Consider the following 26,476-nt stretch of genomic DNA (forward strand, 5'->3'; position numbering starts at 1 on the left):
CGCTGAAACTGCGCGGGAGGCTATCGGCGACGCGGCAGGTTTCGACTGGTCGGTCGTCGGTTCGCGACATCTCAAGGGCATCAGCGGTGAGCTGAAGCTATACCGGGTCAGCAGGCTGGGGCTGTGACACCGGATTCGGCCCGAAAACGGCTTGCGGAAGGCCGCGCGGTGCCTCCTCCCCCGGCGCGCCGTCAAATCCTCTTCGTAGCAATGGATCTCACCAATAACGATGGATAAGATTATCCATCTTTTGTGTGCGACCGTTTAGGTGTGCCCGACAGCTCCGACGCCGTACCGGCTCCCATCCGGCTCGATGCGGAAACCAAGGCGGCTGAGGTCGATCCCTCCCCTGCGTGGTTCACCCACTTCCTGAATGACCGGCAGACCCGGAAACCGTCGGCACACACACCATGAAGGCCTACCGCCAGGACTTCATCGCGATCGCGACGCTTGTCACGGGTGGCAACCCGGCGCACCTCGCCGTAACTGACATAACGAAAGAATCGATGCGCCAAGCGTTCGCCGCCTACGCGCGCGATCACGAAGCTGCATCGATCCGGCGCTGCTGGTCCACCTGGAATGTGTTGTGCACCTTCCTGTACACGGCCGAGCAGCTGGCCGCCAACCCGATGCAACTGGTCGGCAGGCCGAAACTTGCCAAGCCCCTCCCCAAGGCCCTCCCCCGCACCGCCGTCGAAGTACTGCTGGAATCGCTTGCGCAGGACCAAGAATCGAAGCGCCAAACAGATTGGGCTGAACGAGATCTCGCACTCATACTCACCGCACTCCTAGCTGGCCTGCGTGCAGACGAGCTCCGCCAAGCTGACATCGGTGACCTTCCTACTACTGACGACGGAGCCGCGGTCATCCACGTCAAAGGCAAAGGCGGCAAGGAACGGAGTGTCCCCATCGAAGCCGAACTCCTATCGGTCATCGAGACATACCTCGAGAGTCGCGCAAATCGGTTCCCTGCAGCTACGAAACGCAAAGCGGACGTCGCGGGCTCCGCCCTATCGCGATGGCCCGCGCGATCACCGCTGTTCGTCGGCCGCGACGGTGAGCGCATCACCCGGGGAACACTGCAATCTCGAATCAAACGCGCTTTTAGGCGCGCCGGCCCTGATGCGCAGTCGGTGCCCAATGCGCTGGTACACGGGCTGCGTCACACTTACGCTACAGAACTGGCAGGCTCAGAGGTCAGTGTGTACACACTGATGAAGCTGCTTGGACATGAATCGATGACCACGTCGCAGCGATACGTGACCGCTGCAGGCTCTGAAACCCGAAGTGCCGCAGCGCGAAACCCTCTGTATGCACTTATCCCGCACGGAACGAACATCCAGAGAGGTGCGCCGTGATCGTCCGGCCCCGCGAGCGCGAAGCCTACCGGCAAACGAGGCGGCCACGTGACCGACTTCAAGAGTTGGTGTGAGCCAGTATCGGTCGTGATCATCGAGGGCCACTCAGCCGGAGTCCTGATGTCGAGCGACGACAAGGCCGACCGCGTCAGCCGCCGACTGGTTAAAGCTCATGGCGGCGATGGTTGAGCAGGTGCAGGACGAACTCGGCGGCTTGAGCCCGCATCCCGGCGCACCGTTCCCCAAAGTCGATATTCAGACCGCGGTTGCCCGCCTTGAACAGGTGAGGGAAGTGCTGCGCGGCGGCGTCGCTCTGTTCTATGCCGATAGCGATATGGAGTGCTTCAGCAGCGGCAGGCCGGTCATGGGGCGGCTGAGGATGTGCGACGGTAGCCAGTACTTGCAGCCCTGGCACCCTGACCCGGTACAGGAGCCGCCGCGCGAGATCCGCACCGTCACAACGTGAAACGGAACCCGCAAGCGGATCATCGTCTCCGCCCCAGGCGTTCTTGACGCCGTCTCGGACTTCCGGTGCTGAGTCTCCGAGCTGGGCGGTCGACTGGTGAGCGCTGTATCGACTTCCCGCTGGAAGCCCCATCAATAGGGGTACAGAGACCTCGCCGTCATGGCATCCTCTCGGCCCACGCCATATGCCCTTCGAAGCCAAGCGTTTTCGCCATGTCGCGGTAGCGATCCCGGAAGTCCAGGTATTTCACACCTTCATCGCGCGGTTGCGCGAGAAGCGCGCGCTGCCGCAACAGCCAGATGTCCCGCACAGCTAGGCCGTCGTCGGTCGGCGCCGCCGCTAAGAGTTCGATTGCCGCCTCGGCTTCGGCCACGTCACCGTCGGCCCCGCGATCCAGCAGTGTCTCCACCAAAACACCCGTCGCAGGAACGGCCCATAGCAGCAGCCGTCCCTCACGGAACAAGTGGTCAGCGGCGTCGCGCTTGAGTGAGCGGGATGGCGCCATCGCGATCTCCACGCCGAGCCCCCTCACGCGCCAAGTACACGTTGACCATCGGTACGTCGCACCGTTGTTGTCCCCGGCGCATGAACACTTCGCTGACCTCGGAAAGCAGCAAGCTACTTCTGCGCCGCAACCAGAAGGCGGCGTTAGTTACGGAACATTCATGGCCAGATCCGTATCCAGCACGCTGGATGAGGCCGGATGATCGAAATATGACTGAAACACCTGAAGATCGACCAGGGCCGGCCGTCGCCTCGGCAAGCCGTCCCGCGGAGCCGCCGACGGACAGGTACTACCGGCTCGGCGCGGCCGCGGCGTGGGTCGGGATTGTTGCCGGGGTCGTATTCATCGTCACGGTGATCTTCTTCTCCGGCTTCTTCCTCGGAATTCACGCCAGGGGCTACCACAGTCACCATGGCTACGGCGACGGCACCGGGCACGGCGGTGGCCCCGGCGGAACGATGGGCCCGGGTCAGTGGCAACGCCCCGGTGGCCCGGGCGGAATGATGGGGCCCGGTCAGCAGCAGGGCCCGACAGTTACAGGAACGGCTACAGGAACGGTCGTGCCGATCCCTGGCCGGCCCTAGCAGCCGCCAGCACGACGGCCCGTCATCCGCTTGGGTGGCGGGCCGAGCTGTTGTGGAACGGGGAAATTTACTTAGCGGTACAAACGACGTACAAATGCCTGGCCCCGCTGCATCGGATTTGGACGGTTTCCTTCTGCGCACCCTTGCTGGTGAAGAGCACCGATTCCACGGCCGCGAGCCGCGCATCGAGGAATTCGAAGGCCTAGCAGCGTCAGGTCGAGCAGGACCGGGCCGGTGATCCGCCTACCTGGATGAGTTCATCTACCGACCGCAACCAGCCCAACACGGCGACGTGCTCGAACACTACTGCAGAGGCCCGACCCGGTAGAAGAGCCTGTCGGTGCCGACGTGGACCTCGACCGCGTGGCCGTGGTCGTCCAGCGCGACGGCGTTGGGGCCGCCGGTGTCGTACTGGATGCTCGCCCCCCAGTCGATCGTCGATTTCAAGGTGTAGCCGATCACGTCCATAAGCTGCAAGTCGACGGCCGTGACGGGATTTACTACGCCCGAGCCGCTGAACTGATTGAACGCATCGTTGGTTCCCGGCGCCCAATCTCTGGAATCGAGATGATTTACCGTAGGATCGTTCCACAATTTGAGCAGCGTGATCCCATTGTCTATGGAAAAGTTATTCCCCGGGCCGCCGCGAAGCCCTCTCACTCCGGCGCCAGTATAAGAAAAGTTGTCAATCAGGCTGAAGGAATTGCCCGTGGTGCCGACCGTTCCGCCGGAGAGACCGAGGCGGCCCATGACTTCAGAGATCTCATGCGCTGCGACGCCCTGAAAATCAAACGTTCCCGGGGTGATCGCACCGGAAAAAGTGAAAGGGTTTCCCGCGCCGAAGGTGGTCTTTCCATCTTCGGACATATCATTAGGAATTTGGCCCAGCGCTTTGGCTTGCGATCGCGTCAACCACCAGGTTCCGGTACCGTTGGTGGGATCAACGGCGGCCATGGAACCCCCTGGGCCGATGGCGATTTGATCGTCTTGCGTCGTTGCATGCGCGGTAAATGCGGCAAGCAAAGCAGCATACGAGATGGACAGGAGACTCGTGTTGCTCTGACCGAAAACATTTGTTCCCGCTACAGCGTCCACCGTGATGTTGATGTTAATGTTGTCTGAGAATAGGCTGGTATAGACTTGGGCCGCGGCTTCCCAGCCAGCTTTTGCTGCTGCTGCGTTCGCGCCGAAATTCGTGTCAAAGTTGGCCGTAAACGTGGGCGTAATGATCATAACGATCTCCTCCTAAGAATTAGTCATATTGGACACCTTGCCCCAACGGGACGGTGCTGCGCGTTCTTTGCCTAGGCCCGCTCGATCTCATCTCTAACAAAACCCGTGCTGGGCGGGTAGCGGTCGGGAGATCCCGGTGGCGAAGCCTTGTTTCTGCTGCACGGTCTGAAATCTCCCTTCAACAACGAGCTGTCGTTCACGCACACGCACGTTGACACGGCCCAACTGCGCTCTGCTGTAGCAATGCCGGGGCGCACCGTCAGCGTCAGAGCTCGGTTGGGTAAGAACAATTCCATGTCGATAACTCGAGCCAGGCAACACTGCGGTCCGCTGAGCGGACCGGGATACGTGTCGACGCCGGGTGAAAACTGAGATCAAGCCCGCGTGGCAACCCCACCCTATTGCAAGCCAATTGCGAGGTGCATCCACCGGGCGTCGATCCCTACTATGTGGCCAACAATCTGAGCCTGGCGCCGTCGTCGGCGCATGCCCAGGTGGCCGACGAGTCAGCGTTTTCGTCCGCCAACGCCTCGATCCACAAATTCCGCTGGGTCCATGTCGCCGGCCTGGCGCACCAAGGGGGCACGCCGGCTTTTGGCACCTACACCTACGTGGTCACCCCCCGCTACTTCAGCACGGCGGGCGCCCTGGAAGCGCTCGACGCCTCCACCAGCGTGTCGGTCAACGTGCAGGTCGAGCCGTTCGTCAAGGGCGCGTTGACCGTGAGTTTCACCCGTGGCTATGTCCAGTCGCAGGCGTTCGTGCGGCACTTCGGCCCGACGGCGCGCATCCGCCCCGACGGCGACGACCTGGAGTACGACACCTCGGCGACCGTCGACACCAACGCCACCGGGAACAGCTTCACCTACGCCGAGGAGTACGAATGGCTGGGATTTACCGCCCGCCAACGTGTCTTCGACATCCTGAGCGAGGTCCAGGGCGATCCGTCGTTGAAATTGGACGTGTTCGCCTACGACCTCAACGAACCCGACGTCGTCGCGCTGCTGTTCAAACTCGGCAGTACGGGGCAGGTCCGCATCATCCTCGACAACGCCGCGCGCCGGACCAGCTCGCAACTGTGCTGGAAGCCGTGGGAACCACCATCGACTCGATCGGAGGTGGCTTCACCATGGAGTGCATCACCCTGGCAGCCGCCGCGACCCGGACCGGCGACGCTTAAGCCCGCGTCGGCACCGAGTCGGTGCCTGCCGCGGCAATCCTGTCGTCCAAGCCGGAAGACCCGTTGAGCCAGCTCTGCAGTGCCTCAGGGTGCGAACATCCCAAACGAGAACGTCCCCTTCGTACCTGGTTCCTCAGCGCCGGCGGCAAAATTGCGGCGCCTGCCACGCCGCCTACCTCACCGATCGAGAGACCGACCGACGGCGGCTGCCCGCAGGCGCGGCCCAACCGCACTTCCCCACCTCAACGGCGCGTATCACGAGCGAATACGACGGAAACGAATATGGAAGGGTTACCAGTAAGGCACTCGAGTCGTCGCCCGCCCGGCATCATCATCGTCGATGAAGTCGCTATGCGGCTTGGGGTTGGTGGGCCTCGGAGCGGTCGAGCCTCAGTGCGCAGTCGGCCTCTAGGTGCAAAAATATTGCCCGTTGAGCAGACAATTCGACGGTGGCGAGTAGGAACCGGTCAGCACGCCTCTTAGACCACCTGTGGCTGAACCACCGGGTGCAATGATGCGATTCCAATTCGCGGGGGTGAGAACATAGTGCGTGCCAGATTGTGCAAGGGAGCTATTCCACGTGTGCGAGACCGATTCTCCCACCGGCAAGTCGAATTCAAGCTTCCAATCGGTTAGCGGCACCGTGCTCGAGTTGGTGATGGTGAAGTGGGCGATGAAACCGGTCTGCCACGCATGCGACACTGACAACCTCGCCGTGGCCGCAGCCGCATGAGCTACGGGGGTGATGGCGAGTCCGAGGATGGCAACTACAAATGCCGACACAATTATGTGAAGCGCTGTGCGGCAGCGCTTCACATAATTGTCCAGTCCGGCCATAGCAGCCAACATTAAAGCCAAACAGGCGATATCGGCCCTCGCCTCGCGGGTAAGCTGCAGTACCTTTGCTCAACTGAAACCGTCATGAAATTTTAGCCTCGATCCACCCTGAACCATGTATCGGCCCGGCCGAACGCGAACTTGCGGACGGGGAAAGCCAGAACGCCAGCCTCATCGGGGGCGCGGAGTCGTTCAGCCGCCAGCAAACGAGCGGTCTCGCGCACCACCCCTAGGGCGCGGCCGGCCGGTATCGCAACATCGACCTCACTGCCCCGTCAGCGCAGCTCACGGTTCCACGGCGACTGTATGAGCACGAATACGGCGGAATCGAATATCGCGGGTTACCAGTAACGCTCTAATTTATCAGTGCGCCAAAGGATTTCATGTACCGATAATAATGTCGTACACCATTACGGTGCCCAGGTCAGGGCCAGTCGGGTATAGCGCTTTTCGATGATGCTGTCCGTATCTGCGATCGCAACGTGACCAGTGTGGCGTGGATAGGCAGAAACGTGCAGCCCGGTGGTGCCGGGTCGCCCCTGGGTATCCCAATCGCGGATGTGTCGAATAAGGCGCTGAGCCATGCGATCACCTTTTGGGCCGAGAGGGCGGGCGCCGAGTTCGAACGGTTGCTCCTCGCCGAGGGGGACCAGTGCGGCGAGCGAGTCGGTCCCGAGCAGCGCGACTGTAGCGATGCCCCGGCCAGGGTATTCGATCAGCGCAGGCACCAGTCCATGATTTGCTGCCGCGCCAATCGCCGAGAGCCCGGCTATGGCGGGTTCGTGCAGCGCCAGCCATAGGCCCAGGCCGTGCCGTGCGTCGTTGAGCGTGACACGCACGCCGCTGGGCACGTCCACACCTGGCTGGGCCAGCGCTGCGTAGAGACTGTCGGCGTCGATGGGATGTTGCTCGGCCAGCCCCAGTAACACCCCTCGTTCGGGGCCGAGCTGGTGGATCGATTCGGGACCGGCGAACGCGCCGCGGATACGCATGAACCCACAGAAGACCACCGAGACGCTTTCCAGATGGTTATCGATCGGTTGGAAGGCGATCGAGCGTTGCGGGCCTCGCAGGTCGAGTGGAAGCACCAAGCGACCCTGTGGGGCGAGCTGGGCCACCCACGCTGGTGAAATGTCCCATGCCCCCACCGTGGCAATGATGCGGTCGTAGGGGGCGTGCTCAGACCAACCCAGACCGCCGTCCCCGCGGCCGACGGTGACCTGAGAAACGCCGCACGCGGCCAGGCGCTCGCGGGCGTCTGTAACGAGGTCGGCGTCGATGTCCACCGACACCACTGTGCCGGTCTCGCCGACCAGATGGCCTAGCAGCGCCGCGTTATAGCCGCTGCCCGTCCCGATCTCCAGCACGCGCTGTCCCGGCTGCACGTCGAGCTGGTCCAGCATTCTGGCCATGATCGCGGGCTGTGATGAGGAGCTGACTGGAAGCCCGCCCTCGTCGTATTTGATCGGAAACGCCTCATCTCGATAGGCGCGCTCCGGCTCGATGCAGGGCACAAATACGTGCCTCGGCACCGCGCGTATCGCCGCAGTCACCCGCTCGCTGGACACATGCCCCGCCTGCTGGAGCCCCTCAACCAACTGATCCCGCAAGTGCTGCCAATCCGCGCGCGCGTCGTCCACAGCCGCCAGTATCTCCGACCCAACTGTCCGCAACGCAGCGTCGTACACCGCGGGAACCGCGCTGCCTGGGCACTCCCCTCGCCTCGCGATCAGTGGAATACGGCGGAAACGAATAATGGCGGGTTACCGGTTAAACCCGCCATGAAATCCCCTCGGCCCGAGCCATCGCACTCAAGGACGGACTGGTCAAATCGCGGGCCCCTGGCAGGGATTGACGTGACGCGGATGTAGCGTGACGACCGTGAACTTCTCGCGTGGGTATTCGGCGGTCGCGCTCGTGGTCTGTGCTGCATCGGCCGTTATGACGATCGCTGCCTGTAGTTCCGATAACAAGACTCCGTCGGCAAGCACGTCTGCCGGATCAGCGCCCGCAGTCACCCAAGCGATGACGCCGGGGCCGACAGAACCGGCGACCGCAGCCAGCGCGTGCCCCACGGCTGCGCCGGGCGATGGCGGCACACCCGAGTGGAGCCTGACGGGGGCAACTGGCAGCGTCGCGGTCACGGGTTCCACGGATACGGCCGCACCGCGGGTCAACGTCACGGCACCCTTCAGCGTGACGGCGACGGAGGTGCACACGCTGCATGGCGGCGACGGGCCGGTGGTTGCGCCGACGGCCACGGTCTCCGTCTGCTACATGGGCGTCAACGGCCGTGACGGCCGTGTGTTCGACAGCGCTTACGAACGCGGCACCCCAGCTGACTTCCCGCTCGACGGAGTCGTGCCGGGCTTTCAGAAGGCGATCGCCGGACAAAAGGTCGGGTCCACCGTCGGTGTCGCAATGACCTCCGCGGATGGCTATCCCGACGGCCAGCCCCAAGCAGGCATCCGGAAAGGCGACACGCTGGTGTTCGCTATCAAAATCCTGAGGGCCTCGAGCTGAGTTCCGAGCGTCAAACTCCGCGTTGCTGATCCATCGAGCGGTCGACTTGCAGTCGGCAATGTGAGAAGCCTCGTTGACCGTTGCGAACAATTACGGCATCACTTCAACCAGCGACACGCCAATGAATTTGAAGTTGGGTGAGCTCAACGCGCATACGACAGTCGCCTTGCCGATTTGGCCGACAAGGCGACTGTAGTTGTCTCAGATGCAGAGGCCCAAGGGGCACGGCGGCGGCAGTGGCGGGCCACCCCACCCCGCAAAGCCTGGCCCCCCGCGCCATCCGGGTCGGCCCCAGTCGTGGCCGCCGGGGCCGTGCCAGCCGGGTCCGCGACCCCAGCCGGTACGACTCGTGCAACGCAAACGTTAATTAGTACAGCTATGAATCAGCTGTTTCTAGATTCTGCAACCCAGCACCCACACGACCGGCAAGGTACTCGCCGCGCCGGCCAAAATCGGCGAATACCGACAGCTCCCAAGCCACAAGATCAACAGCGGACGACCGCCGGGTCGAAGGCCAGCCCCACGCAGTGGAACCCGCCAGAGTGCCCCGCCGGATGCAAGCCGTAGCCATGTACGAGGTTGGCGAAGTGGTCGTGTCCACCGCTGGCTCGGTGATGGTTCGCCCGCCGGAGCGGTGCGCCAACGGTCACCGGCTCGCGGGCCGCTGCATCGCCGGCACGCTGCCATGCAGTTGCGGGGACCGACACCTGACGTGGTGTTGCGAAGACTGAGCGGAATTGCACTGTGCCACCTGCGATTTGGCTTGAGATTCCTGATGCACTTTCGGGGCCTCCACTGATCTCGACGTTGAAGTAGAAAGTATTTCTCGGATTCACTACGGACATTGCTGTTCGCGCTTGTCCGCGCCAATCTCGATGCTTTGTTGCTCAAAAGTGGGTGACGCGCCCGAAGAGGTCGCTGATGTGTAGTCCTGAGCCGCCTCCGAATGCGTCGCGCCGTTCTTGTAAATCGCCCTCGGGTAGCAGAGCGCGATAGATATTCGGTGAGATCGACCTCGATTAGAACGTGTTGCTGAAATACAGTTGCAGAGAGTCGAATAGGCTCTCGAATAGCCCGCTGCTGCCGATGCCGTGCTCAATCGCACCGATCCACGCGTCGGCGTTGTTGATGTTGTCGGAGATGTCGACAAGGGTGAGGTCACCGTTGGTGGACGTGGTCGCGTTAGCGATCTGGTCTGGTGTCAACCCCAGATACTCCGCGTGCTGGATGAATAGATGCGAGATCGCATCCAGCAGACCTCCGGCCTGGAAGTCCTCTTGCCAGTTTGCGACCCCGTCGGTGTCGAGCGTGTAGATGGTCGTCGGGTACAGATCGTCCGGCGTCACGTTGCCGAGGACGCCGTCAAAGCCGAGGTCGGTGAGAATGGTGTTGGTTAGAGCCGTGCCGAATATCGTGTCCCCGTCTGGTACCAGATTGGGCCATACACCGTCTGGGAGGAGGGAGGGGTCGCCGATGAACACGAAGTGCAGATCGTCGCTCGGGATGCCGTCTTCTGCGAGTTGGGTCATGGCGATCGACTCGGCGGTGGCGCTCTGCGAGTATCCGAAGATCGTCAGCGGGTCCTCGGCGCTGAAAGCGCCTGGATCCGCGTTGAATTCATTCTCCACGGCGAGAACGACGTCGTCGGCGGCTGTGAGACTGCTCGGGCCCTGTTGGATCAGTTCGGGCGTCGTCAGCACCTGCAACGGTGCGGCGCACGGGTCGGTCCCGATCATGTCGCAGACCGTCGAGGAGGTCGCGCCATCGTCGAAACCCAGTGGGTTCAGATACAGATTCTCGGCGGCCTGCGCAAAAGCGGTGTCCGGCGTCGACTCGAAGGTTCCGCCAAGGATGATCGCCGTGTCGCTGCCAGACAGCGGGTCGTCCGGGTCAGCATGGGCGACTCCGCTGAACAGCGCGATGGCCGCTCCAACGGTGAGGCTGACACCTGCTGCCTGGGCGAGCATTTTGTATCTATTCACCGCTTAACACCCTTTCCCGGGCCGGCGCGCCCGGAAGTGTGATCCGCACAATCGCTTCTTCTTACCCCGAGCCTCGCCGTGGAATCGGCGGATTCTGCAATTCGAGCGGAAACCCGTCCGGTCGAGTCGGAACCAGCGGCTCGTGCCCGCTTTTGTGCGGGCAAGGACCGCTAAGACTGTCGGAGTAGGAATAGCGCACGTTTGGAATACGTGCACTCCGCCAGTAGCCTGCGGCCACATCATCTACGGCCCGGCGCTCGGACCCGACTGCTCGGTGATGAACGGTCCAGCACGGGTCCGCTGACCAACCCATCTGCGAACACCGGTCACTCAGGGGGCTGTCGCCTGGCGCGCCTGGATGCTCTGCGGCTTCAGGAAGGTTTGCAACCCAATTCCTGAATTCGTCGATGCTCTTCGACTGCACCTTGTCTCGTTGTACCGCTCCCCTCATCAGGGACCGGCATTCGTCGTCTCGACTAATCGCTTGCCCAAGCAGGACCAAGACCGCTATCAGCGCCGATAACCACCAAAGCGATTGATTGCAGGCAAGAAGGATCGCGATGGCTGTCATCGGTGGGACGACGGCCAAGCGGAGGTCTCGTTCGGACTTTAAGCGGTCGGCCTCCGCGAACAGTTGGTCGGAATCGTTGCCGAGCAGCAGGGTCGCGGGCATGCTCAGCTCCAGCTCTAGTCCTCGGCGGGCTTTCTCAACAGGATCTACCAGTGCCCGCGCTACGGGCTCAAAGAGCGCGCCCGCGCCGGGGTGCCCACTACCAAAGGGAATGGACAACTTTCTTTGTGCCTCGAGTGCATGTCGTTGGATTGGGTCGGTCTCGTACTCCGTGGGGCGGTGAAGTAAATGAGTGGTCCGCTTTTCGATATTCCACGCGTATGTCTCTGTCCTCAAACGCTTTCCGTCACGGCTGGTATGGAGGGTTGTGATCAGGGTGATCTTGATGCTTCTGCGAACGTCAGCAACTGCATAGCGTTCACGGGTGACTTCAACCGTCCGCGGCGTTCCCGCCCAGATCACGCGACCCATCCCTGCGACGTTCAAGCGGGCGCTCTTCGTCGCCGTGACGGCTGGATTGGGTTACGGCTTCGACTCATACGCGGTGAACATCTATGGCCTGGTGCTACCCGAGATTAAGAAGACGTTGCACATCACCGACGCGCAAGCAGGTTACATCGGTTCGATCTTCCTGCTCGGCTACACCATCGGCACGATCGGCTTCGGATTAGCCGCCGACAGGTGGGGGCGGAAAACGACACTGGGAGCATCGATTTTGCTCTACGGTGTGACGACCGCACTGGCCGGACTCACGACAAACATCGCCGCCTTCACCGGACTGCGATTCCTCACTGGCGTGGGCGGTGCCGGAGAACTCGCGGTCGGTGCGCCGTACACAGCCGAGGTCTGGCCGGCCAAGACCCGCGCGATCGGGGTCGGAGGCGTGATCTTCTCGCTCTTCTCGCTGGGCTATGTCCTCGCGGCGGGCGTCGCGCTGGCCCTGGTGCCGCACTTCGGCTGGCAATCGGCGTTCATCGTGGCGATTGTGCCCGCCGCCGTCTTGTTCCTAGTCCGGCGAGGCATCACCGAGTCGCATCGCCACATCGAGGTACGGGCCAGAGTTCTTGGCGGAGCTCCCAAGCCCCGGCTTTGGCAATTGCCCGGAGTGCGGCGACGCCTCCTCGTGGGCTGGCTCATCTACACCGCCAACGCTGTCGGCTACTGGGGTATGACGCTGTTCTTGACCGTCTACATCGTGAAGCGGTTCCACGCCTCCCCAATCGAGGCGATCCGTTACGCCCTCGTGTTCTTCTTGCTACAAGGCGTCTTCGCCTTCGTCGGGACGGCGCTCGCCGACTGGGTAGGCCGACGACCCTCGGCGATCCTGGCCGCGGTCATCGAGGTCGCCTCGACGATCCTGGCGGCAACCTCCGACTCACTCACGCAATACCAGGTATTCGGCGCGATCGCCATTGCCACCCTCGGCTGGCTGTGGGGTGTCGGCGACACCTACATCTCCGAACTCTTCCCAACTGTGCTGCGCGGCACCGGCTTCGGAATCGCCGTAGGCGGCGGCCGCATCGTCTCCATTGCGGCTCCAACCGTCATCGGCTGGGGCATCACGCGGTACGGGCTGGAGACGCCGTACCTGGCGCTCGCCGGCCTCTGGGCGCTGACGCTGGTCGGCTATCTCTTGGGACCGGAGACAAAAGGCAAAGAACTCGAGGATCTGGCTGACGAGGCTCTCACAGAAGATCTCCAACCGGTCGGGAAATAACGACCGCCCGACCTACTACGCGGCTCCCGGCGTCGGCCACGGGAAGAGCGGCGGAATCGCCGGCTCCGCGGGAGCTGGGGGCGCCACCGCTCCCCCTTTGTGCTGAGGGCTAATGCTGGGCTGGACCCGGCCGCCGCGTACTGCATCATTGCGGCGCAACCGATTGACGAACTGCCGCGCAGGCGGTTGAGCGATATCGCCGCAGGGCTGCCCACGGGCACGGTCGTCGTGGCCGACGGCATACGGCTGATTGCGGTGGTGCCCGCCAAACATCCGGATGCGGCAATACAGTATTGGATTGGCCACAGCGGTACCACTGCGACGGCAGGTGCCAGTCCGAAACCAGGCGGCCGAATAAGTCGCGATATACGGCTGCGGTCGCCGCTTAGCGCTGGGCCGCGGTTGGCGAGCCGAACCAGGTGGTGAGCGCGTCAGCAAGCCCGACCTGAGCTTGATCCCCCGCCCACGCCACATATCCATCGGGTCGGATCAACACGGCCACGGGTGCGGCGACCGCGCTGATCACCGGAAGATCCCAGTCACCAACAGATTCCGCTATAATCGACTTAACCCGATCGGCCCATGGTCCGATGTCGAAGCCGCCGGGCTCACCGAAGTTGAGCAGCACCGGCCGCGCATCGTGCAGCAGGGTGAATACCCGCATCGGGCCGTCTGCGGTAAGCAGGTTCAGATCGGGCATCCGGCGTCCGATCAGCGGGTGCCCGTCACCGAGGTCGTAGTGGATGCCAAGACCGGACATCATCGCGGCGAATCGTTTGCGGGGCTCGTCCATGTTGAGAAGTTCAGACATGATGTCTCGCAGCGCTTTGGTGCGCTCGTCGTCGGGGCGGCGAAGAAGCGCAAGTTGCGCCAACGTATTTCGCAGCACGCGGGCGGCGATCGGGTGCCGTTCGGCATGGTAGGTATCGAGCAGGTCGTCAGGCGACGTTCGGTTGACCACCTGGGCCAGCTTCCATCCCAGATTCACCGCATCCTGCACGCCGGTATTGAGGCCCTGTCCTCCGATCGGATGATGCACGTGGGCGGCGTCGCCGGCCAGCAGGACCCGCCGGTCGCGATAGGTCACGGCCTGGCGTGCCATATCGGTCGACCTGGAAATCCATGCGGGACTGTGGATCCCGTAGTCTGTCCCGTAAACGTTGACGAGGGCTTCGCTCAGATCGCACAGCGTGGCTTCGCTGTCGGGTCCGAGGTTTTTCTCGGTCACCATCACCCGCACCGGTCCCCCATCCTTCGGCCTGCTGAGCGAATGAACGCCGAGGGCGTCGTGTCGAATGCCCCATACCGGCAACTGGCCTGGCTCCAAGGCCATCTCGACTTCGGCGAGCAGATAGCTCATCGTGGCATCCCAACCCGGAAATTCGATACCGGCTGCCTTACGGATCGCGCTGCGGCCCCCGTCGCACCCGACGAGATATTCCGCCCGAAGGAACTGGCCGTCGGCCAGCTTGACGTCTACGCCGGTGGGGCCTTGAACGAAACTTGTTATCTCGCATCCGCGATAGATCGGCACCGCCAGCTCATCGACCCACTCGGCCAGTGTCCGCTCGATGTGGTTCTGCCACAGCGCAAGGCCGTAGGGATGCCTGGTCGGAAAATCGCCGATGTCCAGCCGAATCTGGGAAAACCCCGCAACCTGAGCCACCTCCCCCTGCGATAGAAAGCGATCAGCGATTCCGCGCTGATCGAGGACCTCGATGGTTCGTGAATGCAGACCACCGGCACGTGAGCCAATCAGGTCCTGGCTGGCGCGCCGCTCGATAACGGCAACGTCGACTCGCGCCAATGCCAGCTCGCCCGCCAACATCAGCCCCGTGGGGCCTCCCCCGGCAACAACCACCGCATGGTCAGATTTCGGTTTGACAACCACCGCGCAACTCTCCCGCTTCACTGAGTTTTGGCTTCAGCCAGCGATTTTCCGCCATGACCCGGGTCTTGCCGCAAGCCCCGGGCTGAGCTATAAATTAAGAGTGGGACGGAGAACTATTTCTCTGTTCCTTTTTCATCTGCGGTGAAATTTCAAACCGCTGCTTACCATGTCAGCCGTGATCGCGTTCGTGTGCGCCATGCCCATGGAGCTTCGCCCGCTGCGAAGGCGGCTCGGGTTGCGGAAGGCCGGGCTGGGCTACGCCGGCCGGATCGGCGACCGTCCTGTGATCGCGGTGATCACCGGGATCGGCACGGCCCGGGCGCGCGCCGCGACTGTCCGCTTGCTGGACGCGGTCGACGTCGAGCGGGTGATCGTCGTGGGTATCGCTGGCGCAATCGGGAACCAAATACCGATCGGGACGCTGGTGCTCCCCCAGCTTGTGGTCAACGGCGCGGACCGCTCAGTGCATCGACCCACGCCGCTTGGCGTCGGGACTGCCTACGGAAAGCTGTGGACGACCGACGAGCTGCTCCTCGACGGAGCGCAACATGCCGAGCTGCGGGTGGATGGCGTGTTGGCGCTTGACATGGAAACGGCTGCCGTGGCGAAGGTGTGCGACGAGCGTGGGATCCCGTGGTCGGTGGTGCGGGCAATCAGCGACCGAGCCAGCGATGGCACCGTCGATGCTGAGATTTTCGGCCTCACGCGGCCCGACGGCAGCCGGAACTTGCCGGCCGTCGCCCGCTACCTCGTTCGGCACCCCGGTGCCCTCCCCCGCCTGGCCCGCCTCACCAAAGGGGCCAACCTCGCGATCGAGCGGGCGGCCGACACCGCGATCAAAGCGGTCAACCAAACGCAGCGGGGCGACTTTACTTAATTCTTGACTAATTCCAGATAAGGTCTTGACTCGTTCCAAACGTCAGCGGCATATTGATGTGGTGTCGTCAACGTCGGCGGATTACGCGGCGCAGCTGCGTAAGGTCGATCTGCGAGTGACCCGCCCCCGGATCACAGTACTCGAGGCGGTGCATTCCCATCCGCATGCTGATACCGAGACGATCTTGTCGGCGGTACGCAGCGGCCTGCCCGATGTCTCTCGCCAAGCCGTGTACGACGTGCTGAACGCGCTGACCGCGGTAGGTCTGCTTCGACGGATCCAGCCGCTGGGAATGGTTGCCCGCTATGAGTCTCGGGTCGGCGACAATCACCATCACGTCGTTTGCCGATCCTGCGGGGTTATCGCCGATGTCGACTGTGCCGTCGGCGACGCGCCGTGCTTGACGCCGTCCGACGACAACACGCTGGATGGCTTCGTCCTCGACGAGGCCGAAGTCATCTACTGGGGGCTATGCCCCGACTGCTCGACCGCAGATTCCGGATCACAGCCGTGATCCCAGCCCGATTCAACTACTCCTGAAAGGAATGCTGTGTCATCAGATACAACCCAAAAAGGCAGCGAAAGTGAAAACCCGGTGATCGACGCACCAGAGCCCAAGTCGGGCGCTCCCCTGACGAACCAGGACTGGTGGCCCAATCAGATCGACGTGGCGAAGCTGCACCCGCACTCGCCCCAGTCCAACCCGCTCGGTGAGGACTTCGACTACGCAACGGAATTCGCCAAGCTCGATGTCGAGGCGCTCAAGGCCGACGTGTTCTCGGTGATGACCACCTCGCAGGACTGGTGGCCCGCCGACTACGGTCACTACGGCGGTCTGTTCATCCGGATGAGCTGGCATTCAGCGGGTACCTACCGTATTCACGACGGCCGCGGCGGTGGCGGCCAAGGTATGCAGCGTTTCGCCCCGATCAACAGCTGGCCGGACAATGTCAGCCTGGACAAGGCGCGGCGGCTGCTGTGGCCGGTCAAGAAGAAGTACGGCAACAAGATCTCCTGGGCGGACTTGATTATCTTCGCCGGCAACTGCGCCCTGGAGTCGTTTGGATTCAAGACTTTCGGCTTTGCCTTCGGCCGCGAAGACGTTTGGGAGCCCGAAGAGATCCTCTGGGGACAAGAGGACGAATGGTTAGGCACCAACAAGCGCTACTCCGGTAAGCGGGATCTCGCGCAACCCTACGGCGCCACCACTATGGGTCTGATCTACGTGAATCCGGAAGGGCCCGAAGGCAAGCCGGACCCAGTGGCTGCCGCGGTGGACATCCGTGAGACGTTCGGCCGGATGGCGATGAACGATGAGGAGACCGCCGCACTCATCGTTGGTGGCCACAGCTTCGGTAAGACCCACGGCGCCGGTGACGGTGATCTGGTCGGTCCCGAGCCGGAGGCAGCCCCGATCGAACAGCAGGGGTTGGGCTGGAAGAGCTCCTACGGCAGCGGCAAGGGCAAAGATGCCATCACCAGCGGCCTGGAAGTGGTCTGGACCGCGACGCCTACCAAGTGGGGCAACGGATTCCTGCAGAACCTCTATGGCTACGAGTGGGAGCTGACCAAGAGTCCCGCCGGAGCGTGGCAGTTCACCGCGAAGGACGGCGCGGGCGCGGGCACGATCCCCGATCCGTTCGGCGGACCGGGTCGCGCGCCCACGATGTTAGTCACCGACATCTCGCTGCGCGAGGACCCGATCTACCGCGAGATCACTCGGCGCTGGCTGGACCACCCCGAGGAGCTGGCCCCGGCGTTCGCCAAGGCGTGGTACAAGCTGCTGCACCGTGACATGGGACCGATCTCGCGCTACCTCGGGCCGTGGATCGCCGAGCCGCAGCTGTGGCAGGACCCGGTTCCGGATGTGGACCACAAGCTGGTTGACGACAAAGACGTTGCGGCCCTGAAGAAAAAGGTGCTCGAGTCCGGTCTGTCCGTTCCTCAGCTGGTGAAGACCGCGTGGTCGGCGGCGGCGAGCTACCGCAACACCGACAAGCGCGGTGGCGCGAACGGCGGGCGGCTTCGACTCGAGCCACAAAAGAACTGGGAGGTCAACGAGCCCTCCGAGCTGAGTAAGGTGTTGCCGGTTCTGGAAAAGATCCAGCAGGACTTCGACGGCTCAGCGTCCGGTGGCAAGAAGATCTCGCTGGCCGACCTGATCGTCTTGGCCGGCTCTGCGGCAGTGGAGAAGGCGGCCAAGGACGCCGGTTACGAGATCTCCGTGCATTTCGCGCCGGGGCGGACCGATGCGTCACAGGAGAACACCGACGTGGAGTCGTTCGCGGTGCTCGAACCGCGGGCCGACGGGTTCCGCAACTATGCGCGGCCGGGTGAGAAGGCCCCGCTGGAGCACCTGCTGCTCGAGCGGGCATACCTACTGGGTGTGACCGGTCCGGAGCTGACGGTGCTCGTCGGCGGCCTCCGGGCTCTCGGCGCCAATCACGGCGGCAGCAAGCACGGCGTGTTCACCGATAACCCCGGCGTGTTGACCAACGACTTCTTCGTCAACCTGGTCGACATGGGCACCGAGTGGAAGGCGTCGGAGACCGCGGAGAACGTCTACGAGGGCCACGACCGGGCCTCGGGCGCTTTGAAGTGGACCGCGACCGCGAATGACCTTGTGTTCGGATCGAACTCGGTGCTGCGCGCGTTGGCCGAGGTCTACGCACAAGATGACGCTAAGGGGAAGTTCGTGGAGGACTTCGTCGCAGCCTGGGTCAAGGTCATGAACAACGACCGGTTCGACCTCAAGTAGCACCCGGGTCAGATCGTCCGGACGGCACCCCGCGAGCAGCAGTCTCGCGCGGTGCCCCTGTCGCGTTAGCTCTTCGAAAGCTGTTGAGGGCAGTAGTACTTCGCTGCGATCATGGCGAAGTCGGATGCGTCCTCCATGGTGAATCCCGCATTGCGGACCTTCACTTCGTGGACTAACTCCAAAGCCGACTCGCCGTTATTCAGGCACCCGCAGACGGATTTACCGGCAGTGATGGCTTGAGCTGGGCTGGGATAGTGGATGCCGACTTTTTGCAGGGAAGCAAGAAACGCTTGGTCGTCACCGGTGATGTCGCCCGGATCGGCCTGCGCCGGAGCGGCCAGACCAATCGCGGTACATACGCTGAGAACCGCAAATAGCATCTTCATAACTCACCCTTCTTCTGAATCAGGTTGTCCCTTAGCCCAACTGCGCGTCCGGCGGCACGACTTTGGCTTTGCCGCTTTTGGACAGGTGCACCGCGTGAACACCGGGTTTCTTCGCAAGTTGTTCCAGCAGGCTGTCGAGACCGGCTTGATCGACGGTGTGATGCTGCACGCTTTCGGGTTTTTCCGATATCTGCGCGACCAGACGCTTCAGTTGCTCCGGTGATTGTTTGTTTTTGAGGTCTTTGAGCGGGGTGAGGCGCCCTCGGACGCCACTGTTGGCGACGACGGTGGGCGCTCCGGCCCCGATCGCGCTGCCGAGCATCCCCGCCGCGGGTATTGAGCTGAACATGCCTGCTTCGGCGATCGCGGCCGCCGGCACGGCTTCTGGCCCGGCGGCTGACAAAGCGGCAGCGACCGTTCTGACGGCGGGTGTGGCCGTCGCCCAGCTCGGCGGAACTGACAATTTGCCAACCAACGTGCCGGCATTGCCCATGTCCGCCGACACCGAATTGGTCAGCCAGCCCCGACCCCACCAGGGTCCGGTGAGTCCGCCTCCCAGACCCTCTTTCGGGATGACGCCATACGCGGGAGCGGGCGAGAACTTGAGGAACTGCGACACGGGGAAGTTGGTGAGCAACCCGATGTCGTTGAACCCGGTGGTGAAGCTAAGTGGAGTCTTGACCGCGTTGAAAAGCGCCGTGTACGTTGATGCGCCACTTGACCCAAACAGGCTGTTCAGCAGGCCGTTGATGGTGTCCGTGTAGTCGGTGGAGAGGTTCGCAAGCCATTGCAGTATCGGATTGCCTGTGTAGGCAAGCGTCTGCGCGCCGGTACCGGCCGAAGTCGAGGTTGCTTGGGCGACTGCAGCCGCCTGGCCCGCCAGCCCGCCGGCGTCAGTGGTCTGCGGGGCCGGGGTGAACGGCGTCAACTTGGAGGCAGCCGCCGATGAGGCGGCGTAGGTGTCCATCGCCAGGGCGTCCTGGGCCCACATTTCGCCGTATTGGGCTTCGGTGGCCGCGATCGCCGCATTGTTCTGCCCGATAATGTTGGTCGCCACCAGCGATGCCAGTTGGCTGCGGTTGGCCGCGATCTCCGCCGGCGGCACGTGGGCGGCGAACGCCGTCTCGTAGGCGCTTGCCGCCGCGGTGGCCTGGCTCGCGGTTTCGGCAGCCTGCGCGGCCGTGCTCTGCATCCAGGTCAGATAGGGAGTGACCGCGGCCGTCATGCTCAACGCAGTGGGACCGAGCCAGGGTCCGCTGGTCAGGGACGAGATCACCGACGAATAGGACGCCGCCGTAAACTGTAAATCGTTGGCGAGCCCGTCCCAGGCCGCTGCGGCGGCCATCAGCGGCCCGGATCCCGCGCCGGAGTACATCCTGCCGGAGTTGATCTCCGGCGGAAACGCTGCGTAAAGCATGCTTACACCCCTTGCCTTTTCGTGCACGATCGGGCGGTCATCGACATCAGTCCTCGAAGGCCGGGATCACGATGATGGTGGCTGCGGCGGGATCGGCTTCGGTGACGACGCCGCCGAGTGAGCCCACACCGGTGCCGTTGCTCACCGACTGGGTCGCGGTGGCGGCGACGGCGCGTCCGGCCAGGCTCGACGCCGCCATCTGGCTGAAGATGCCGCCCTGGTTGGCCAGTGACGCCTCCGGGGCGGCGGCCGCTAGGTCGGTGGGCAAAGCGGCGGCGAGCGTCCTGATTTCCGGGGCGGCTTGAGTCCAGCCCTGTGGTACCGACATTCCGCTGACCAGGGCCGCGCGACCCATCGACCCCGATACCGGTCCCGCGCCAAAGGCGGCGCTCAGATGCGGCGAGCCCAGCTCACTGGCCAGCGGGGCCAACGCTCCGCTGATGGCTTTCGGACCGGCGAGGAAGGCAGCGGCGCTCTGCCCGTTTTGGCCCCAGGCATATGCCTGACCGAACGACAGGAACGGGCCACCCGGTATGGAAGCCAACCCCTGGACCGAGTAGGGCCCGGACGCGATGGTCGAAAAGATGGTGTTCCAGTTTGTCAGGTCGGTCTCGAGCGCCGCCGGCAACGTCAGTGATGTCAACTGCGGCAACGAAAGTCCGGACAACAAGTTCGTCGATCCTATGGTCGGCGAATCCAGGAGGCCGTTCGCCAGGTTTTGCAGCGCCGCCGGCAGCGAGTCCATGAATTGGGTCAGCTCGGTGCTGATGTTCGACGCGCCCGAGGTGCCTGTCGCCTGGCTGACCGCCGCCGCTTGCAGCGGCTCGGCCGCAGCATTGGTGGTCTGCGGCGGCTCGGTGAACGGCGTCAGCTGCGACGCCGCGGCAGCCGAGCCGGCGTACCCGTACATCGCGGCGGCGTCCTGAGCCCACATCTGCATGTAGTGGGCTTCGGTCGCGGCGATCGCTGGGGTGTTCTGCCCCAAGATGTTCGTTGCGATCAGCGTCATCAACAGCGTGCGGTTGGCCACGATCACGGGCGGGGGCACTGTCGCCGCGAACGCGCCCTCGTAGGCCGCAACGGCGGCGCGGGCCTGAGTGGCGGTCTCCTCGGCCTGCGCGGCGGTGGTATTCATCCACGCCACATACGGTGCAGCCGCGGCCGCCATCGACGTCGATGACGGGCCCTGCCACGAGCCGCCAAGGCCCTCGACGACCGACTGGTAAGACGAAGCGGTGGAACCCAACTCGCTGGCAAGGTCATCCCAGGCCGCCGCCGCGGCGAGCAGCGGCCCCGGCCCCGCGCCGGCATACATGCGCCCCGAGTTGATCTCCGGTGGCAGTGCCCCGAAATCCATTCTGTAACCTCCCGGCGTTCGGCTGGTCGCAATACATTCACGGCTTCGTAACCAAGTTGGGCCGCACGTAGCCGCCGAAATGACGCAGGGACCAGTGCCGTCTCGCCTAGAACGTTGAAATTGTCAGTAGCTCAACAGATTTCGAATGCTCCCAGCTTCAGGTGATTGGAAACCATTGCCCGACGACGCGGGAGATCTCGATATAAAGCGGGATCCCGATCGTGACGTTGTACGAGAACGTCAAACCCAACGACGCTGCCAGTGGCAGTGTCGGACTGGCTTCGGGGATCGCCAGACGCTGGACGGCAGGCACGGCGATATACGATGCCGCGCCGCAGAGCACCGCGAATAGGACATACGTTCCCGGCCCGAAGTTGGTATGGGTGAGGTAGGAGTAGACGTGCGCGACAATGATCCCGAGCGGGGCGAAGAGGTTGGGCGCCAGAAGACCGAACAAGATGAATCCGCGGCCGGCGGCCTTGAGGTCCCGCAATTTACTGGCAGCCGTCATGCCCATCTCGAGCAAGAACAGGCAAAGCGCGCCCTGAAACGCCGTGATGAACAAGGAGTCGGCGTCGTGAGTGACTTTGTGTCCCTGCAGCCCGCTGACGAACCCGATGACGATGCCGCCGAAGAGCAGACACAGGCCCGGATTGAGGAAGACCTCCCGCAGCAGCTGGCGGGAGAGGATGCTCTCCTTGTCCCGGGTCCCCCACCCGGGACGGCGGCGCCTCATCAGCGCGTACTGCACCCGCTCCTCGGTGTCGGGTTCGATGTCGAGTTGCTGTCCGGGAGCCGGCTGGGCTGCCGCGCCGGGACCGACCATCGCCGGCACCGGCGCAATGTAGCCGGGCTCGTCGGGCATGTTCCCGTCTTGGTCCATCCCGCGATGCCGCAGCCGCGCCACCAGATACAGTGCGACCAAGCACCCGGGGATCTCCATGACGGCCAGCATGACCGGCATGTAGGCGTCAAAGGCCAGCCCGACGCCGGCCAAGACGGCCACGCAGGTGGCGAAAGTGCCGGCCGAGTCCGACCCGTAATACCCGGCGACCGTTGCCTTATCCACTCGTCGCAGCGCTGTCAGGCGGCTCAACAGCAGGTATGCGAGCAAACCGATCACAAAGTTCAAGACAAACCCGGTGATCATGAATCCCACAATGTGACCGACGCTCGAGGCCTTGATGTCGGCAAGTTCTCGCCGCCGTGCCAACCGATGGCCACCAGCAGGTACATCGTCAGGCCCTGGTAGATGACGTAAGGGAACTCGAAGTCCACCTTCAGGATCCTGAGCAAGAAACCGAAGTAGAAGAACAGCAGCAGCGGCTTGAACAGGTTGTGCAGGAAGTTGTGCAGGAACTCTTGAAGCATTTATTGTCCCTCGTCCCTCGAAGTCGTCAATTCTGATGGGCTACGTTGTGGCGCAATGGAGTTACTGCAGCTTGCTAAATCGGCGCTTCATGACATGAGCGCAGCGGCTGTGTGCAAAGATCGGCTGAGTACCAAACATGTTCGGCTGCAGGCCGATTCGGCGAACGAAATGGTCGTTGATCTCGAAGGAACTCATTTCGCTCGGCACCTCCTTACGGCGCCCGGAATCCGGCACGCTTGGACAAAAGGTTTAAGGCAGCTTGATATAACAGGCGTCTTTCGACGCGATTCCGACGACACCGTCCCGCAGCGTGGCGACTCGCGCGTTCGAGGTCAGCGACCCCACACGGTGCCGACCTCACTTAGCGAGCCGCTCGGACAAATCGTGATTCCCGAAGCGACGAGCGTCAACCGACTTTACGGATTGTTGACAGGAGTTGACGGTCGTCTTAACGGGCTTCCGGTGCCGCTTTTTCAGATGTTGAAACCGCTTTCACGTTGGTGCTGCGGATCACATCGGCCGTGGCTTCAGACACCGGCGAGGCCATCGCTCCAAAAGCCTTTCCTACCAACACCAAAGGGGCAGGCGCGGAGATTTGTTGCTTCTAGCTGGAGGAACGCTACTCTGGCGAGCATGGCCATTGAATCCACCATGCTCGCCCTCGGCACCCCCGCGCCGTCGTTCTCGCTGCTTGAGCCGGCCACCGACGCCACGGTTAGCCTCGACGACCTCACGGGCCCCGCCTTGGTCGTCACCTTCATCTGTAACCACTGCCCTTACGTCAAGCACGTCGCCGCCGGGCTGGCTGCACTGGGCCGGGACCTCGCGGATAAGGGCGTCGCGATGGTCGGCATCTCCAGCAATGACGTCGTCACCTATCCGCAAGACGGGCCCGTGCAGATGGTTGCCGAGGCTCGAAGCCACGGTTGGACGTTTCCCTACCTGTATGACGAGACCCAGGACGTCGCCCGCGCGTTCTCCGCGGCCTGCACGCCCGACACGTTCGTCTTCGACGGCGAGCGTCGGCTCGTGTATCGGGGCCAGCTCGACAACTCGCGCCCGGGCAACGATCTGCCGGTGACGGCCGCTGACGTCCGCTCGGCGGTCGACGCCGTGCTCGCCGGGCGCCCGGTCGAGGCCGACCAGCGACCGTCGATCGGCTGCGGCATTAAGTGGCGCTGAGCCCAACTCGCAACGACGGCGACGAACTATATTGCGGCCTAACGATACCCGCGTTTCAGTAGGTGGCGGGCGCCGGCGTTCATGGCTTCGGGGCTCTCGACGGCAAAGCCGAATGCGTTGGCCAGCCGGTCGGTGATGTTGAAGGCGAGCGAGACGGCCAGGGCGTCCTTGATCTGCTGCGGCGACACCGAGGCATCCAGTACGGCTCGGATGTCGTCGGCGTCGATGCTGTTCTGGCGGGTGAGTTTGCCAAGCATGCGCAGCGTGGCACGCAATGGCTCGTCGATCGGTGCAGAATCCACATCGGTCAGCGTTTCCGCGACTTTGGTTTCGTCGCCGTAGAACATTGTCGACGTGGCCGAGTGGGCCGAGACGCAGAATGGGCATTCGTTGGCCTTTGAGATATAGGCGGCCATCAGCTCGCGATCACCGATCGACCAGTCGGATTGTCCCCGCATCGCTTCGTGAGTAAGGGGGCCGCCGCCGTAGAAGTCTGGGCGGTAGAACACCAACTTCACGGCGTCGACGACGGGGTGGCCCGAAAACGCCCGAATCAGCGCCAGGATCGCCTTGGTGTGCAATCGATGACCGCGGTCGAGGACTTCCAGCCTCATGGTTCGAGCTTTTCATCGGTCGCGCTGGCCAGTGCCGCGAGCGCGCTGCTGTACTGGCGGCTCGCCTGCCCGACGGCGGCGCACACCACGATCTCGAAGATCTGGTCTTCGCTGAGCCCTGCCGCGCGAACAGTGGCGATGTCGTCGTCGGTGACTTGGTAGGCATGGTTGGCCACCTTCTCGATCAAGGTGCGTGTGGGTTCGCTGAGACCCACATTCTCGAATGCGGCATGGCGCAACGCGGGCGCCGCTTTCCCCTTGTCGTCGAGCACCCGGGCGACCATCTCGCGGTTCAGCCGGGCTATCTCGGTCATGTGTCCAGTTTTGCACCGCGGTACGGTACCGACGCGGCCAGTTCCTGGTTGGACACGTAGGCATCACCGCGAGTTAGGGTTCGCCGATGAAATTTGTCGTGGCAGGCTATGGCAGCCGCGGCGATGTCGAGCCCTGCATCGCCATCGCTCGGGAGCTCGTGCGCCGAGGTCATGACGTCGGCATGGCCGTGACGGTGCCGCCTGACATGGTTGCCCTCGCCGAGTCTGCGAGGCTTACCTCGGTCCCCTACGGTCGCGACTACCAGGAGCTGCTGGGCGACAAGGATTTCGTTCGCATGCTCCAGAACCCGATCAGCGCGATCTCCCAAGCTGCCGAATATGTAACCAAGATCTCGGCGGAGAAGAGCGCGATCTTGGAGTCATTGGCCCACGGCGCCGACCTGCTGCTGGCGGGCATAACCGAGCAGGCGCTGGCCGCCAATGTCGCCGAGTATCACCGTATTCCGCTGGCAGCGCTGCACTTCTTCCCGCCAGAGGTTTTGGAGCTCAGGTCGCCGCAAGGGGGCGCACCGAAAGAGGCTGACCGTGCCCAACGCAGGGCGCTCGGCTTACCGGACGCACCTGAATCCTGGACACAGCCCCTGGAGATCCAGGCCTACGACGAACTCTGCTTTCCCGGGCTCACAGCCGAATGGCAGGACATTGACGGCCGGCGGCCCTTCGTTGGGGCGCTGACGCTGGAGTTGCCGACGGCCGCCGACGACGAGGTCTTGTCGTGGATTGCCGCCGGATCTCCGCCGATCTACTTCGGCTTTGGCAGCATGCCGCTGGCATCGCCCGCCGACACAGTCGCCGTGATCGGCGCGGCCTGCGCGCTGTTGGGAGAGCGGGCGTTGATTTGCACCGGCCCGAACGATCGCATTCGCATCCCGCACGCCGACCGCGTCAAGGTTGTGGAAGCGGTGAATCACACGGCCGTCTTTCCCGCTTGTCGCGCAATCGTCCACCACGGGGGCGCCGGCACCACGGCCGCGGGCCTGCGGGCCGGTGTCCCCACACTGATCCTCTGGGTCGGGCTCGATCAGCCGATCTGGGCAGGAGTCATCGAACGACTGAAAGTCGGCTCTGCGCGCCAGTTTTCGGCGGCCAACCGGGAATCACTGGCTGCCGACCTGCGCTTCATCCTCGGTCCGGAATGCGTCACTCGGGCCCGCGAAGTTGCCGCTTCGATGACCAAATCCGCCGAAAGCGTTGCCAGCGCAGCCGATCTTCTCGAGCACGAGGCCTGCCGGGAACACGTTGATTGATCGGCGAATACGGGCCATAAGCGCCCATCGCGGCGGCGGGCTCGATTAAGATCCGGTTGGGGCAGCCGGGGGCTCGTCGAATCG

At 63.3% G+C, this 26,476-nt stretch carries 22 protein-coding genes and 1 pseudogene; 11 read left to right on the forward strand and 12 right to left on the reverse strand.

Going from position 1 to position 26,476, the window contains the following annotated elements; genetic code table 11:
* The first annotated feature begins 410 nt into the window (after positions 1 to 410).
* Complete coding sequence (locus tag VKI00_RS27925; protein WP_324443996.1) at positions 411 to 1,358, forward strand: tyrosine-type recombinase/integrase; 948 nt, start codon at positions 411 to 413, stop codon at positions 1,356 to 1,358.
* Between the two features lie 172 nt (positions 1,359 to 1,530).
* Complete coding sequence (locus tag VKI00_RS27930) at positions 1,531 to 1,824, forward strand: hypothetical protein (RefSeq protein WP_324443997.1); 294 nt, start codon at positions 1,531 to 1,533, stop codon at positions 1,822 to 1,824.
* A gap of 157 nt (positions 1,825 to 1,981) precedes the next feature.
* Here the strand turns inward: VKI00_RS27930 and VKI00_RS27935 are convergent, their stop codons facing one another.
* A complete protein-coding gene (locus VKI00_RS27935; RefSeq protein ID WP_324443999.1) occupies positions 1,982 to 2,356 on the reverse strand; it encodes a hypothetical protein in 375 nt (124 codons plus the stop codon).
* 182 nt (positions 2,357 to 2,538) lie between these two features.
* Here VKI00_RS27935 and VKI00_RS27940 point away from each other — a divergent pair, with 182 nt between their 5' ends.
* On the forward strand, positions 2,539 to 2,913 hold the full coding sequence (locus tag VKI00_RS27940; protein ID WP_324444001.1) for a hypothetical protein: 375 nt from the start codon (positions 2,539 to 2,541) through the stop codon (positions 2,911 to 2,913).
* A 303-nt stretch (positions 2,914 to 3,216) separates the two neighbouring features.
* Here the strand turns inward: VKI00_RS27940 and VKI00_RS27945 are convergent, their stop codons facing one another.
* Positions 3,217 to 4,146 carry an NF038122 family metalloprotease gene (locus tag VKI00_RS27945; protein ID WP_324444003.1) on the reverse strand — a complete coding sequence of 310 codons (930 nt, stop codon included), beginning with the start codon at positions 4,144 to 4,146 and terminating at the stop codon, positions 3,217 to 3,219.
* A 419-nt stretch (positions 4,147 to 4,565) separates the two neighbouring features.
* Here VKI00_RS27945 and VKI00_RS27950 point away from each other — a divergent pair, with 419 nt between their 5' ends.
* The gene (locus VKI00_RS27950; RefSeq protein ID WP_324444005.1) at positions 4,566 to 5,393 is read left to right on the forward strand and encodes a hypothetical protein; all 828 of its coding nucleotides are present in this window, start codon (positions 4,566 to 4,568) and stop codon (positions 5,391 to 5,393) included.
* Positions 5,394 to 5,734: 341 nt separating this feature from the next.
* Here VKI00_RS27950 and VKI00_RS27955 read toward each other — a convergent pair whose 3' ends face one another.
* Together VKI00_RS27955 and fxlM are read right to left on the reverse strand one after the other, a co-directional pair.
* Positions 5,735 to 6,163, reverse strand: coding sequence for a cellulose-binding domain-containing protein (locus VKI00_RS27955; RefSeq protein ID WP_324444007.1), 429 nt, complete (start codon positions 6,161 to 6,163; stop codon positions 5,735 to 5,737).
* A gap of 410 nt (positions 6,164 to 6,573) precedes the next feature.
* The gene (fxlM, locus tag VKI00_RS27960; RefSeq protein WP_324444009.1) at positions 6,574 to 7,803 is read right to left on the reverse strand and encodes a methyltransferase, FxLD system; all 1,230 of its coding nucleotides are present in this window, start codon (positions 7,801 to 7,803) and stop codon (positions 6,574 to 6,576) included.
* Between the two features lie 241 nt (positions 7,804 to 8,044).
* On the opposite strand from fxlM, the gene VKI00_RS27965 reads away from it, so the two are divergent.
* Positions 8,045 to 8,686, forward strand: a complete 642-nt coding sequence (locus VKI00_RS27965) for an FKBP-type peptidyl-prolyl cis-trans isomerase (protein ID WP_414687317.1) — start codon at positions 8,045 to 8,047, stop codon at positions 8,684 to 8,686.
* 1,019 nt (positions 8,687 to 9,705) lie between these two features.
* Here the strand turns inward: VKI00_RS27965 and VKI00_RS27970 are convergent.
* Entirely contained in the window at positions 9,706 to 10,668 is a 963-nt protein-coding gene (locus tag VKI00_RS27970) for a PE-PPE domain-containing protein (protein WP_324444011.1), read from the reverse strand.
* A gap of 995 nt (positions 10,669 to 11,663) precedes the next feature.
* On the opposite strand from VKI00_RS27970, the gene VKI00_RS27975 reads away from it, so the two are divergent.
* Entirely contained in the window at positions 11,664 to 12,956 is a 1,293-nt protein-coding gene (locus VKI00_RS27975; protein ID WP_324444013.1) for an MFS transporter, read from the forward strand.
* A gap of 385 nt (positions 12,957 to 13,341) precedes the next feature.
* Here VKI00_RS27975 and VKI00_RS27980 read toward each other — a convergent pair whose 3' ends face one another.
* Positions 13,342 to 14,784, reverse strand: a complete 1,443-nt coding sequence (locus VKI00_RS27980) for an FAD-dependent monooxygenase (protein WP_324444071.1) — start codon at positions 14,782 to 14,784, stop codon at positions 13,342 to 13,344.
* A 238-nt stretch (positions 14,785 to 15,022) separates the two neighbouring features.
* On the opposite strand from VKI00_RS27980, the gene VKI00_RS27985 reads away from it, so the two are divergent.
* The 3 genes from VKI00_RS27985 to katG all read left to right on the forward strand — a co-directional run bounded on the left by VKI00_RS27985 (position 15,023) and on the right by katG (position 18,482).
* Entirely contained in the window at positions 15,023 to 15,724 is a 702-nt protein-coding gene (locus tag VKI00_RS27985; protein WP_324444014.1) for a hypothetical protein, read from the forward strand.
* A 61-nt stretch (positions 15,725 to 15,785) separates the two neighbouring features.
* Entirely contained in the window at positions 15,786 to 16,238 is a 453-nt protein-coding gene (locus VKI00_RS27990; RefSeq protein WP_324444016.1) for a Fur family transcriptional regulator, read from the forward strand.
* Positions 16,239 to 16,274: 36 nt separating this feature from the next.
* Positions 16,275 to 18,482: a catalase/peroxidase HPI gene (katG, locus tag VKI00_RS27995; RefSeq protein WP_324444018.1), complete on the forward strand. Its 2,208-nt coding sequence runs from the start codon at positions 16,275 to 16,277 to the stop codon at positions 18,480 to 18,482.
* Positions 18,483 to 18,547: 65 nt separating this feature from the next.
* Here katG and VKI00_RS28000 read toward each other — a convergent pair whose 3' ends face one another.
* The 4 genes and pseudogenes from VKI00_RS28000 to VKI00_RS28015 form a co-directional block, all read right to left on the reverse strand.
* Complete coding sequence (locus VKI00_RS28000) at positions 18,548 to 18,868, reverse strand: DUF732 domain-containing protein (protein ID WP_324444019.1); 321 nt, start codon at positions 18,866 to 18,868, stop codon at positions 18,548 to 18,550.
* Positions 18,869 to 18,899: 31 nt separating this feature from the next.
* Positions 18,900 to 20,285 carry a PPE family protein gene (locus tag VKI00_RS28005; protein ID WP_324444020.1) on the reverse strand — a complete coding sequence of 462 codons (1,386 nt, stop codon included), beginning with the start codon at positions 20,283 to 20,285 and terminating at the stop codon, positions 18,900 to 18,902.
* Positions 20,286 to 20,331: 46 nt separating this feature from the next.
* A complete protein-coding gene (locus tag VKI00_RS28010; RefSeq protein ID WP_324444021.1) occupies positions 20,332 to 21,642 on the reverse strand; it encodes a PPE family protein in 1,311 nt (436 codons plus the stop codon).
* A 157-nt stretch (positions 21,643 to 21,799) separates the two neighbouring features.
* A pseudogene (locus VKI00_RS28015) lies at positions 21,800 to 23,013 on the reverse strand (sodium-dependent bicarbonate transport family permease).
* A 634-nt stretch (positions 23,014 to 23,647) separates the two neighbouring features.
* On the opposite strand from VKI00_RS28015, the gene VKI00_RS28020 reads away from it, so the two are divergent.
* Entirely contained in the window at positions 23,648 to 24,196 is a 549-nt protein-coding gene (locus tag VKI00_RS28020) for a thioredoxin family protein (RefSeq protein ID WP_324444022.1), read from the forward strand.
* Positions 24,197 to 24,234: 38 nt separating this feature from the next.
* On the opposite strand, the gene VKI00_RS28025 is transcribed toward VKI00_RS28020, so the two are convergent.
* Together VKI00_RS28025 and VKI00_RS28030 are read right to left on the reverse strand one after the other, a co-directional pair.
* Positions 24,235 to 24,810: an alkylhydroperoxidase AhpD family core domain-containing protein gene (locus VKI00_RS28025; RefSeq protein ID WP_324444023.1), complete on the reverse strand. Its 576-nt coding sequence runs from the start codon at positions 24,808 to 24,810 to the stop codon at positions 24,235 to 24,237.
* Positions 24,807 to 25,124 carry a hypothetical protein gene (locus tag VKI00_RS28030; protein WP_324444024.1) on the reverse strand — a complete coding sequence of 106 codons (318 nt, stop codon included), beginning with the start codon at positions 25,122 to 25,124 and terminating at the stop codon, positions 24,807 to 24,809. The genes VKI00_RS28025 and VKI00_RS28030 overlap by 4 nt, the downstream gene beginning before the upstream one ends.
* Positions 25,125 to 25,210: 86 nt before the next feature.
* Between VKI00_RS28030 and VKI00_RS28035 the strand changes: the two genes are divergently transcribed.
* Entirely contained in the window at positions 25,211 to 26,392 is a 1,182-nt protein-coding gene (locus VKI00_RS28035) for a glycosyltransferase (RefSeq protein WP_324444025.1), read from the forward strand.
* The last annotated feature ends 84 nt before the right edge of the window (positions 26,393 to 26,476 follow it).

Origin of the sequence: Mycobacterium sp. (assembly GCF_035314665.1) — a bacterium.
Classification (GTDB): Bacteria; Actinomycetota; Actinomycetes; order Mycobacteriales; family Mycobacteriaceae; genus Mycobacterium.